The organism is Paenibacillus rhizoryzae (assembly GCF_059686995.1).
In genome coordinates this window covers 493,824-506,722 of record NZ_JCAALT010000002.1, presented here as the reverse complement: position 1 = coordinate 506,722, position 12,899 = coordinate 493,824, and the positions used below count along the sequence as shown (strand labels likewise).

6 protein-coding genes are annotated in these 12,899 nt (G+C 49.8%); 5 read left to right on the top strand and 1 reads right to left on the bottom strand.

What is annotated here, in order from left to right:
- The first annotated feature begins 16 nt into the window (after nucleotides 1-16).
- Together xylB and AC6ESO_RS07525 are read left to right on the top strand one after the other, a co-directional pair.
- On the top strand, nucleotides 17-1,516 hold the full coding sequence (gene xylB, locus AC6ESO_RS07530; protein ID WP_497090832.1) for a xylulokinase: 1,500 nt from the start codon (nucleotides 17-19) through the stop codon (nucleotides 1,514-1,516).
- Nucleotides 1,517-1,793: 277 nt separating this feature from the next.
- On the top strand, nucleotides 1,794-3,524 hold the full coding sequence (locus AC6ESO_RS07525; RefSeq protein ID WP_497090831.1) for a methyl-accepting chemotaxis protein: 1,731 nt from the start codon (nucleotides 1,794-1,796) through the stop codon (nucleotides 3,522-3,524).
- A gap of 141 nt (nucleotides 3,525-3,665) precedes the next feature.
- Here AC6ESO_RS07525 and AC6ESO_RS07520 read toward each other — a convergent pair whose 3' ends face one another.
- Entirely contained in the window at nucleotides 3,666-4,628 is a 963-nt protein-coding gene (locus tag AC6ESO_RS07520) for a helix-turn-helix domain-containing protein (protein WP_497090830.1), read from the bottom strand.
- A gap of 68 nt (nucleotides 4,629-4,696) precedes the next feature.
- On the opposite strand from AC6ESO_RS07520, the gene AC6ESO_RS07515 reads away from it, so the two are divergent.
- The 3 genes from AC6ESO_RS07515 to AC6ESO_RS07505 all read left to right on the top strand — a co-directional run bounded on the left by AC6ESO_RS07515 (nucleotide 4,697) and on the right by AC6ESO_RS07505 (nucleotide 12,797).
- On the top strand, nucleotides 4,697-5,590 hold the full coding sequence (locus AC6ESO_RS07515; RefSeq protein ID WP_497090829.1) for a DUF1835 domain-containing protein: 894 nt from the start codon (nucleotides 4,697-4,699) through the stop codon (nucleotides 5,588-5,590).
- Nucleotides 5,591-5,676: 86 nt separating this feature from the next.
- Nucleotides 5,677-6,078 (top strand): hypothetical protein, encoded by a 402-nt coding sequence (locus tag AC6ESO_RS07510; protein ID WP_497090828.1) that lies wholly within the window; start codon nucleotides 5,677-5,679, stop codon nucleotides 6,076-6,078.
- A gap of 533 nt (nucleotides 6,079-6,611) precedes the next feature.
- Nucleotides 6,612-12,797 carry an S-layer homology domain-containing protein gene (locus AC6ESO_RS07505; RefSeq protein WP_497090827.1) on the top strand — a complete coding sequence of 2,062 codons (6,186 nt, stop codon included), beginning with the start codon at nucleotides 6,612-6,614 and terminating at the stop codon, nucleotides 12,795-12,797.
- Nucleotides 12,798-12,899: the final 102 nt, after the last annotated feature.

Here is a 12,899-nt window from a genome sequence, read left to right as displayed (position 1 = left end):
GGGGGTCCATTAACGCATGTCCTATGTTATCGGAATTGACCTTGGTACAAGCGCCGTCAAAGCGCTTCTCCTGGATCGGAACGGCACTGTAGCTGCCGAAGCTTCCCGCGATTATCCGCTGTATCATGAACACTCCGGCTGGAGCGAGCAAACGCCGGATGACTGGGTGGAAGGTACGATCGGCGCGCTTCGCGAGCTTGTGGAGCAATCCGGCGTACCGGCTGATGCGATCGAAGGCATCAGCTTCTCCGGTCAAATGCATGGCTTGGTGCTGCTGAATGCTTCGGGAGATCCGGTTCGCAAAGCCATTCTATGGAACGATACGCGCACCACGGCGGAATGCCGCGAGATTGAAGCATTAGTGGGCCAAGAGCTGCTGCTTACGGTAACACGTAATCCGGCGCTTGAAGGCTTCACGCTGCCGAAGATTCTATGGGTGCGCAAGCACGAACCGGAAGTCTTCGCGCAGGCGGTTTCGTTCTTGCTGCCGAAGGATTATGTGCGTTATCGCCTAACAGGCGCACTGCACATGGACTATTCGGATGCAGCAGGCACCTTGCTGCTTGATGTGGCGAACAAACGCTGGAGCAGCGAGGTGCTCGAAGCGGTCGGTCTTCCGGCTTCCTTCGCGCCGCCGCTAGTGGAATCCCATGCGTTGACCGGCACATTGCTGCCTGATCAAGCTGCAGCTTCCGGTCTAACCGAGAGCACGAAGGTGTTCGCGGGCGGTGCGGATAATGCTTGCGGAGCCATTGGCTCCGGTATTCTGCAAGAGGGGCTGACGATGTGCAGCATCGGCACCTCCGGCGTCATCCTTTCGTTCGAGCAAGGCAGCGGCAACGATTTCCGCGGCAAAGTGCATTTCTTCAACCACGGGAAAGAGAATGCGTTCTACGCGATGGGCGTTACGCTCGCGGCAGGCTACAGTCTCAGCTGGTTTAAGAATACGTTTGCCAAAGGGGAATCGTTCGACGAGCTGCTTGCCGATATTGGCGATGTGAAGCCGGGGGCTAACGGACTTCTGTTCACTCCGTACCTAGTCGGTGAGCGTACGCCGCACGCCGATTCGGTCATTCGCGGCAGCTTCATCGGGATCGATGGTTCGCATGAACGGATTCATTTTGCCCGCGCGGTTATGGAAGGCATTACGTTCTCGCTGAATGAATCGGTGGATCTGTTCAGACAAGCCGGCAAAACGGTCGATACCATCATTTCCATCGGCGGCGGTGCCCAGAACCCAGTATGGCTTCAAATGCAGGCTGATATTTTCGGTGCGGATGTCGTATCCTTGGAGAATGAGCAAGGTCCGGGGCTTGGTGCGGCGATGCTCGCAGCTTATGGCTGCGGATGGTTCGAAAGCTTGGAAGCTTGCGCGGAACTATTCGTCAAACGCGCTGCTGTATATCATCCGGATCCGGCTGCTGTCAGCGCCTATGCAGGGCTGTTCCGTATCTATCAGGACGTTTACGCGCAGACGAAATCGTTGAACGCAGGATTGCAGCCTTATCGCAATTAGATGTCTTTGATGAAGCCGCTTCTCTCGAAAGTTGAGAGAAGCGGCTTTTTTTGCTGCGAGTGAAAATTCTTCTTTCTTTAATTATTTCACTTTAAGCAAAAATATGGTAGATTAACAAAATAGGTATTTGGCGCTAAAATGGAGGTTTTACTTGGCATAATCCGATAACGGGAAATGTCGAAAAATGTAATTATTAAAGTGAACAATTTCCAAGTATACTGGAAACATTACTGAAATGAATGGCGTTAACTTATCTGGGGCAGAGGCGGAGATCAACATGGGGAAGAAGAATGGAAAGGTTAGATTTACGGTTGGAGCCAAGCTGATGATTTCCTTTATCAGCGTTCTGCTTTTGCTGCTTGTGAATGGAGTATTGAGCTCCCTCATGATGACCAAAATCAATGACAACACGAAGCTGATTGCGGATAAGTGGCTTGTAGGCGTCGAAACGATCAACAACATCAACTACATGGCGGATCATGTGCTCACGCTGCAGTACAAGATTCTTCTTGAAACCAATGCAAGCTTGAAGAAGCAATATGTCTCCGATACCGAAGCAACGGTTAAGAAAGTCGATGAGAGTCTCGCAGCTTACAAAGCAATTATGACGGAGGGGGATCAGACGGATCAGGAGCTGTTCACGAAGCTTGAGGAAGCGTGGAAAGGCTACCAGGACGTGACGAAGAAAGTGTCCGCGAGCAACAAGCAAGCGCTGAGCACCGAAGAGATCGTTACGCTGATGAAAGATTCGGAGCATTCCTATTCGGCGATTCAGAGCAGCATTGATTATTTGGTCCGTAACAACCATACCGGCGCAGAAGAAGCGAAGGCGCAAAACATCACCATTAATGCGCAATCGCTGCGGACAAGCCAGATTGCGCTGGTTGTCGGTACGATTCTGGTCATTTTCTTGACCTGGTATGTACGCAGAACGATATCGAAGCCAATTAAGCAAGCGGCTGTCGTTGTCAATGAAGTCGCAAGCGGCAATTTGGTTACGCAGATGCCGAAGATTCGCAATAAGGACGAGATCGGCGCTTTGTTTAACTCGCTCTCCGGTATGATTCTGCAATTGCGCTCCGCCATGCAAGGCGTACAGGAAGCGTCGGCAGGCATTGCCTCTTCTTCCCAGCAGATGCTGGCGATCTCGGAGCAGAATGCAGGCTCGTCGCAGCAAGCCGCTGAATCGGTTGCGGAGATGGCTGCCGGAACAGAGATCACCTTGCAGCGATTCGAGGAAGTAAGCAAGACGACGCAGGATCTTGGCGAAGGCATCAACCGCATAGCGGAATCGACCTCGCTTGTTGCGAGCTTATCGGCAGACGCCAGCCGTCAGGCGGCGATCGGGCATGAAGCGGTTTCGCAGGCAATGGTACGTATGTCGGCTATTCACGATACCGTGCAGCAAGCAACCGAGCAAGTGAACCGACTCGAAATGCATACCCGCAACATTGGCGGCATTTCGAAGCTGATCGGTGAAGTGTCGAAGCACACGAACTTGCTCGCTCTGAATGCGGCGATTGAAGCTGCTCGCGCAGGCGAGCATGGCCGCGGTTTTGCCGTAGTCGCGGACGAGGTTCGGAAGCTGGCGCTTCAAACGTCGCAAGCGATCGAAGAGATTGAGCAAGTCATCGAGCATGTCACGAATGACACCCTTACAGTCGTGGAAACGATGCGCTCGAGCTCCGTAGAAGTGGAAGCCGGTCTGCGCAGCGTGCGTGAAGCGGGAGCATCCTTCGCCGGCATCGCAGCAGCGTCGGAGCGTGTATCCGGTCAGGTGCAAGAGGTGGCAGCAGCGTCGGAGCAAATGGCAGCAGGCTCGGAGCAGGTCATCAGCTCGATGCAGCGTTTGCAGGAGATTGCAAGAAACAGCTCCGAGACGGCGATGACGGTGGCAGCTACGACAGAGGAGCAGACGGCATCCGCGGAGCAAATTGCGAATTCCTCCCGTTCGCTGAGCGATATTGCGCTTGAGATGAATGAATTGACAGCGAAGTTCAAACTATAACCGTCCGAAGAAGGACCGTCTCAGAAGTGTGCAATACGACTTATGAGGGCGGTTCTTTTGTCTGCAGGCAGGTAATGGCTGGTTGCTGCCGAAAAAGAAAGGAGCTAAGCGAGTTAATCCGCTTAGCTCCATTTTACAATCTTAATCACCCCAAATTTCCCCCGGCTCCACGCCGAGCTCTGCCGCGATCAAATGGGCGGTTAATCGCTGCGGTTTCTTGATCTTACCGTTTCGAATATTGGAAATCGTTGTTAATGAGATTTGGGTGTTCTCAGCAAGCTGGGTGACCGAAAGCTTCTTCTCCACCATCAGCAGACGCAGCTTATAGGCCGGATCGATATCCGCTTCGCGCATTTCGCTCTTAAAGGCTTGGGTTTGTTTGCGAATGGCTTGTCCAAACTTGGATAAGTGAATGGCATTCATGGCAAGCGTTAAGATGGCATAGCATTTAAAGCTGTCATCCGCATTGTAGAAGGGCTGGACGAGTGCTGTCGTAAGGTACCGATCTTCAAATAGCTTCAGTGTGTACGTGATTTGACCTGACTGGCGGCTTGCACGTAGCGAGTGAAAGAAGCTGAGGACACGGGGTTGGTCCTCTTCGACTACAAAGTCTTTGTTATGTTTCAGGGAAAGCTTGTATCTGTCGTATGGAATCGAGCTGCGATAGCTGCGAAGCGATGTCATTAAGCCGCCGCTTGTATAAATGACCGATGAAACAACATTCTGTTTCAGCACCATCTCTTCAATCCATTTGTGCTCTGAGCGGTCAACAAGTTTCACGGTGTAGTAGACAGCGTTAATAATTTCAAGTTGTTGAATGTGAACTTCCGCGAAAATAGGTTTATCTTCCCGGACAGTAAGGTTGCATTCCGCGTATGCGCTGTTCTTCTGCTCCGAGATGGTGTCACAAAGCCGGTTAATAAGCTCCCACAGCGTGTTGGCAGTATCAGGCTGCAGCGTAGCAATATTTTGCCCGACCAGTTGCTCAGACGTAAAGCCGGTATTAGTCGTGAAGGCATTATTAATCGTATGTATTGTACGTACACCTTGATTCTCATGAATGATCATGATTGCATCTGTATAATACGTAAATAAATCATCCATTATTATGCACCCCTGCACCTGTTGTTCGTTTATTATAACATATAATTAATGGAAGGGAATGGATAAACATGCTTCACATCACAAATGGCGATCATGCCGCATCATTATTAGGACAAATTGGACGATTTGAATCAGACCGTATTCTGCCTTGGAGAGAGAGCTGGATCGATGGCCCCACGCCTCTGGAATGGTGGGGACAGGCAGAGACAAATAAGCGTGCGGCATGGATTGAACGTGATTTTGGCGTGCCGAGTCAAAGCTACCTTCGCGAGTGTGAAGCGCAATTAGCGGTGCTGGCTAGTGCGGTAAAAGAAGGCGAGGAAATCGTGCTCTGGTTCGAATATGATTTGTTCGATCAGGCGATGCTTGCGGCACTGCTGTATTGGCTGCGGCGCTCGGAAATGCAGCTTGGACAAGCTCTGAAGCTTAGCTGGATTATCGCTGTAGAGGTTGACGGCGTTGTGGATTTCCGAGGCCTGGGACAGTTGACACCGGAGCAGCTTGGCGGCTTGTGGCCGGAGCGTAAGCCGATTTCCGTTGAGGAGCTCGCTGCAGGAGCCTGTGCATGGGAGGCTTATGCGGCAGGAGGAAGAAAACCGATAGAGGCTTGGCTGCTGAGCGAAGATGCTGCTGTTCTTCCTGTGATGGCAGCCGCGTTTCGGTTCCATTTGCAGCGTATTCCTTCTGAAGCTGAAGGAGAGATCGGAATTGTGGAGCGTTTAACTCTGGAAGCACTGGCAGCGGGGCAAGGTCCATTGACCCCGGATCAGTTATTTCGTACCGTTTCGGCGGCATTGCCGATGCTGGGCATGGGCGATTTATCGTATTGGTCTGTACTCAATAGGATGGCAGCCGGTGATTCACCGCTCATTATCATTGATAGCGAAGAGGCGCTGCCTGGGTATGATGCGGTACATCCGATTGAATGGAGCAAGTGGCAAATTCGACCTGCAGCGAGCTGAATTGGCAGGTGGAGGAATGACTTCTCGCGAAATGGGTATTCTAAACGGGAATGGACTATTTTGCCGGAGAAGGGTGTGCCTGAAAGATGCAGAACGATACTGCGTTATTTTTTCAATTCGGTGACAGCAAGACCGCCGCGCTCGCGTGCAGCACGCTTCAGGAGTTAGGTTACGATCCTGTCATCCAGCAGGAGATGGGGGTGCACATTCATTTGCACGGCAGTGATCTCACTTCTGCACTTGAGATTGCGCAGGCGCATGGCGGCCAGCTCGCGGTCCAGTCCTCCATACCGGATATTGAGCTCACGAATGATGCTTACAATATGGAAAATATTACGATACCGGCCCATGTGGTCAACGAGGACCTCATCGCTCAAGAAGAAACGCAAACCGGATTGACCAATTGGGACGACGACGCCCCGCAGCAGGATGAGTTCTTCCCGGACGACGGCTCGTACGGGTATTTCTCCGGAGATGTACATACGTAAGCTCGCACAGGCTGCGAGTTCTTTTGAAAAGCTGACCGGCTGCTGCTGGTTGGCTTTTTTGCTGTTTCCAGAATTCAAGCTCTCAAACGCAGCGCTTGAGATGTGGAGTTTTCTAACGAACCGTACAGGTCTTATTTGACCGAATGTTGGTATTTGGGAGCCGATTATCCCGCAATAACGTCTCTACGGTTCGTTAGAATCTCAGAGCCTCGAAATACGGCCGAATAACGCCCCTACGGTTCGTTAGATTTTCGCGGCATGACCGACATACGGTACGCGTGCAGGTTCAGATGTCAAAATAACAACAGACACAAGTAAAGATATTCTATTAATGCGTTTTGCGAATCGCAGTACAATAGCTGTGAAAACTTGAAAGCGCTTCAATCGAGCGAAATACATACATGCTACTCACTTGAGCGGTTACAGAATCCATTGAAGGAGGCGTTGCAGCGGGGACAGGGAATGGCCCGAAACGCATAATGCTACTGGGACAAACAGATTGATGGAGCAAACAAACGGGAGGTTATATGAGCATGTTCAGACGAATAAATGCCATTATTCTTACAACCACAATGCTGATCGGCTTGATCGGCTTCGGTGTCGCTCCGGCGAGCCGGGCATACGCAGCTGATGATCAGGTAGTATCGGCAGGTCCGACTACGCAAGAAGAGGTTATTAACGGTTTCGAGAATGTTGCAGATTGGGAGGCTAACGATAAGGGCTCGATGACTGTTGCAGCAGATACGGTGAATAAGACGGAAGGTGCACAGTCTGTCAGCGTGACTTATCCGGTGCCGACATCGGGGGGTGACAACGCATGGCGAGAAATTCTATGGAAAACATCCGCAAATCCCATTGACGTATCAACTGCAACACAGTTGAAGGTCGACATTCGCCCCGTAAGTAGTCAAACGGCGGGAGATTATGAGCCGATCCGTTTCAAGCTGTACAACGAAACAACAGATAAAGTGTTGTTCGAGGCCGCACTTCCGAAACAAACGGCGGATCAATGGAATACATTCACTTTGGATTTAAGCGATATGTCAGTTGCTGACAAAGCTTCGATCAGCCATATTGTTTTCTACATTTGGAATAATGATTCTGCTGTGGAAGGCAGAACGACACTGCAATACGAGTTTGATAATTTAAGAGTGTTGAAGCCGATTCAAGTGGGCGAGACCGTTATTAACGGCTTCGAGAATGCGGCAGATTGGGAGCCAAATGATGAGGGCTCGATGAACGTTACAGCAGATACGGAGAATAAAACAGAGGGCACACAATCTTTAAAAGTGACTTATCCGGTACCAACTCCGGGAGGAGACAACGCTTGGCGCGAAATTCTATGGAACGTAAAGGATAATCCTCTCGACTTATCCACTGCCACACAGTTAAAGGTTGACATTCGCCCCGTTGGCAGTCAAACAGCAGGGGATTACGAGCCGCTTCGATTCAAGCTGTACAACGAAACGACCGATGAGGTGTTGTTCGAAGACGCGCTTCCAAAACAAACGGCGGATCAATGGAATACATTCACGCTGGATTTAAGCAATATGTCGGTTGCTGATAAAGCTTCAATCAGCCATGTTGTTTTCTACGTTTGGAATAATGATCCTTCTGTGGGAGGCAGGACGACGCTGCAATACGAGTTTGATAATTTAAGAGTAATGAAGCCTGTTGACACGTTAATGGAAAGTGTCCTAAATGGGTATGAAAATTTGGATGATTGGCAAGGTACAGCAGCTGTTGCCAATACAGAAACTAAAACGGAGGGAACGCAGGCTGCCGATGTCACATTTACCGTCCCGAGTGCGGATAAAGGAAATGCATGGGTCGAGTATCATTGGGATGTCACTGCAAATCCAGTCGACTTGTCCCCGGCAACGGAAATCAAGTTCGACATTCGCCCAGTAGGCAGCCAAACGGCAGGCGATTACGAGCCGATCCGTTTTAAGCTGATGGATGCAGTGGGCGGCGTTCTTTATGAAGAGTCGGTCCCTGTTCAGACGGTAGATCAGTGGCATACATTCACATTGGCTCTAAATAATATTCCGGCAGCGAAACGCTCGCATATTACGAACATCATCTTTTACGTGTTTAATGGCGATTCCGCTGTTGCCGGCCGAAGTTCGCTGCACTATCTGCTCGACAATATGAGAATACTTACGAGCCAAGTTCAACGTGTAACGGCAATGCCGGGTTCTTCGGTAGTTACGTCTGGCACAGCGGTAAGCCTTACTACGCCGTCTGTGGGAGCAAATATTTACTATACGCTTGATGGGTCCGATCCCAGGAGCTCCGTTACCAAAACGTTGTACAGTGCTCCGATTACAATCTCAGATGTAACGACGATTAAAGCGTATGCAGATATCCCTGGTAAACCGCAAAGTTCGGTTTCGGTCTTCGATTACAAAATTGGAACCGGTTTGCCGGGAGAAGAGGTTTATGGCATTCGCTCTGGAGTTGCAGATATTTGGACCAGCATGCTTGCGGGACTCCAGCGTCCGAGTGCAGTCGATTCAGACGGTTTTGTGAGTGATTGGAGCGGGCAGGCCACGTTCGATCTGCCGTCTGCAAGTAAACAAATCCAAATTTCCGGATGGAAAGGGATAGACGATTTGTCGGCTCAAGCATCACTTGCTTATGATGACAACAGCCTCTATATGCATGTAAACGTGAAGGACGCGAATCAGTTCGATAATAAGGGCGGAGATATCTGGCTAGGCGACAGTGTTCAGGTTGCTTTCTCCAAAGACGGGGCCATATACGGTCCGGAATATGGTTTCTCTTACGGCAGTGGCGCTCCGAGCAAATTCAGCTGGAATAGCGGAAGCGCTAAGCTTGGCGTCGATGCCATCAAAATGAAAGTCAGTCGGGATGAGGAAGCGAAAGTAACGGCGTATGATCTGGTTATTCCGTGGTTAGCTGCATTGCCAACGGCACCGGGAGATAAGGTTCCTTTTACAATGCTGATTAATGACAATGACGGTTCCGGCAGAAAAGGCTACATCGAATGGACGCCGGGCATCGGTAACGGCAAAGATGCAACCAGCCTTGGTTCTTTGATGCTTATGGGTAAAGACCAAACCTGGAGCACTTGGATGCATGGTCCACAAGATATCCTTCAGAATACGGAGTACGACTATTCGATTGCAGTAGCTAACTTCGGAGAAGAAGCGGAAACGTTCCGGATCTCCCTTCCGCATGTAAGTGGCTCAGAAGTTCAAGAAATCACTGTACCAGCTGGGAAAGTGCTCAAAAAAGCAATTCCGGCATCATTCCCGGGTGTCGGCGATCAGCAATTTGATGTCGTCATCATCAATAAAAAAACAGGTGAGTCCAAGCAAGAAACGATTGCCGTATCCGTAAAACGAAATGCGGAAGCCTTGTTAAGTTTGTTGGATGAGCTGAATGAGAAGCTGCCGGCGCTTGCGGATCTGCTGGCGACAGCCAAAGATCAGAATATTCCGGTAGACTACGAGACGGTGAATTACACGGTCATTAAGAACTTTATCCAGTATGGCAAAGATGATATTACGAACAATCTGTTACCACGGGCCGATTATGTCGTGAATGAGCTGGAACGCCTCTATAATGAAGCTACTGCGAATGTGCAAGCTTACTTGAGCGGCGAGAAAACAGCATTAAGTGTTCCGAGATATGTTACTGCTCAATCAAAACTGGACGGTTTCTCGTTTGTCGGTCCAACGAAAACATCAACTTCGACTGCAACCGTTGAACGACCGATTTTCTTCACAGGGTATGGTCACTTCAATCAAGCGAAAGCTGATATTCCGCAGTTTAGCGATTATGGCACGAATATCATCCAGATGGAGCTTGGTCCGGACGGCACGGTACTGGCACCGGGTACAATGGATAAGCCAGAAGCGGGAAGTACCGAGGATTTCGACATTTCCACAGAATTAATTAAGAACAGCGTTATCCCTACATTGGAAAATGCAGCGGAGCATAATATCGCTGTCAGCCTGCTCATTTCGCCGCATTATTTCCCGGGGTGGGCGACGAAAGAGTGGCCGGACTTGGTCAACAACAACGATGGCTTCTTGAAATACAACATAAACGCGCCGAAAGCGCGTGAAATCATTGAAGCTTACATCAAAGCCTTAGTTCCGCTAGTGAAGACTTCGCCTGCTCTGCACAGTATAATCATCAGCAATGAGCCGAAGTATGATACGAGAACGGATTCTTTCGCAGTGGCGCCTTGGCACCAATTCCTAGAGAACAAATACACGACGATTGCAAGCTTAAGTGAGAACTATGGCAAGCCATACGGCTCATTTGACGATGTTCCAATGCCTTCCGTCAAGGATGCAACTCCTTATTATTACGACTGGACGGTATTCAACAATGAGTATTTCTCATCATGGCATGCATGGATGGCAGAGCTGGTGAAGGAGCTTGCTCCTGATGTTCCTGTCAGTGCCAAAATCATGGCCAACCTGTCCGGTGCAACAACGTATGGGGTTGATCCGGAGGACTTCAGCGAGTTATCGGATATGAACGGCGATGATAACTGGAACTATCTCGGAAGCGGTATCGGCGGCTATATCAGCGAGAACCGGTTCTATGATTTGCAAGGTTCGTTTAGAAAGGCGCCAATCTTTAACTCTGAGACCCATGTGATTCCGGACAGAGATAAGGTATACACACCGGAGCAAGCCAAGCATGTAGAAACATCACTTTGGCAATCTGCGGTACATGGCAAGAATGCATCTGCGATTTGGGTATGGGAGAGATCCTATGATCCGAACAGTGATTTCTACGGCAGCGTGTTACAGCGTCCGGATGTTGTGCAGACAATCGGGAAATTGAATTTGGATTTGAACCGATTGGCTTATCAGGTTACTGAGTTGCAAAATATTGCGCCGAAGGCAGCCATTCTTTACTCGCTTCCGTCCATGGTTTACTCGAATGCATACTTAGAGACAATGGACCGCGCGTATGAAGCGCTGACGTTCAGCGGCCAACGAGTAGGTTTTGTGTCCGAGAAGCAATCGCAGGATGGCGATCTAACTAATTTCAAGCTGCTAATTATTCCACAAGCTACGAATGTTTCGGCTACTACATTGACAGCCATTAAAGCTTTCGTTGCTGCAGGCGGGAAGGTCATCATGATCGGTGACAATTCTCTGAGTGCAGATGAGAACAACAAGTCGTTGAGTGGTGCAGACAGAGATGCTGTTATAGCCGGTGCGAAGGTACTTGGCAGTGACACCGACAACGGCGCGTTGAAGCAATCCGTCAGAGCTAGCTTAACTGAATTAGGCTTAATGAACGTTGTTCTGAAGGATAAGGCAACCGGGCAGCCAATCGATGGAGTTGAATGGCTGAGCACGAATTATGATGGCAAGCTGCTCATCAACATTGCAAACTATGACCCGACTACAGCGTCCAAAACGATTTCAATCGAAGTGAATGGCAAAGCTGCAGGAAATGCACAAGAATTAATCAATGGCGGGACCATTGATACAAGTAATTTCACGGTTGCGCTTGAGAAGCCTTACCTGCTTTCTATTGATCAAGGAAGCAGCGGAGGACCCGTTTACTTTGGCAACCAAACAGAGGTCAAAGACACCGTAATAAAAGTGACGCCTACATTGAAAGATGGCAAAGCGACAGCTTCGATTTCGGAGGGTGATTTTGCCAAAGCACTTCAAGCTGCGAAGAAGGATGACCAAGGCAACAGCGTGGTTACCGTTGCAGTTGGTGCTCTTACAGGTGCAAATGGTTTCGTGCTGGATCAGCCGGCTTCCCTATTCTCGGAGAAGAATGCTGCGACTAAAGTGGAGATTCAAACAGGTGATGCTGAGGTCGTGCTTCCACTTAATATGTTTGCGGATAAAGAGATTGCAGGTGCGAAGACAATTTCGCTGTCGATCAGCCGTGTGCTGAAGGATGGCAAACCGGTTGTCGATATCAGCTTCACGGCGGATGGCAAAGCACTGCATTGGAACAATCCGAATGCGCCGGTAGTCGTATCGATTCCTTACGCACCAACGAAGGAAGAGCTTGAGCATCCGGAGCATATCGTCATTTGGTATCTCGACGAGGCTGGACATGCGATTGCTGTGCCGAATGCCAAGTATGATGCTGAGTCAGGCAAGGTCGTGTTTACGACAACGCACTTCAGCAAATATGCGGTAGCTTACAGCGTGAAGACTTTTGCAGATGCAGCGAAGTACAAATGGGCACTGCAAGCGATCGAGGCTGTAGCTTCCAAAGGTATCTTGAGCGGAACCAGCGAGACGCAGTTTAGTCCTGCGAAGAACATTACAAGAGCGGACTTTGTCGATGGTCTGGTGAAGGCGCTGGGACTGTCTGCGAAATTCGAATCAAACTTCAGCGATATCGACAAGTCGGCTTCGTACTACGAGTCGCTTGGTATTGCGAAGGCGATCGGTTTGTCGCTAGGAATAGGCGGCAATAAATTCAACCCGAGCGGTGAAATCACAAGACAAGAGATGGCTGCACTTGTTGTCAGAGCCATGAAGTTGGCGAAGGCTTCGTTGACTGCAGGCTCAGGCAGTGACCTTAAGGCATTTGCTGATGCTTCACAAATTGCCGGCTATGCGGTTCCAAGTATGGTATCCCTTGTGAAAGAAGGGATCCTAGTAGGCGACGGAGGCAAAATCTCGCCTACAGGTCACTTAACAAGAGCGCAAGCTGCAGTCGTGCTCTACCGACTGATTACTAGAGAGTAGCGGCAGGGTGAAGAACAAGTCCACGATGGATGTGAACTGCACCCCACTTGTTAGATGAGTCTAACAAATGGGGGTCACATCAATGTCGTGGACTTGTTTTTG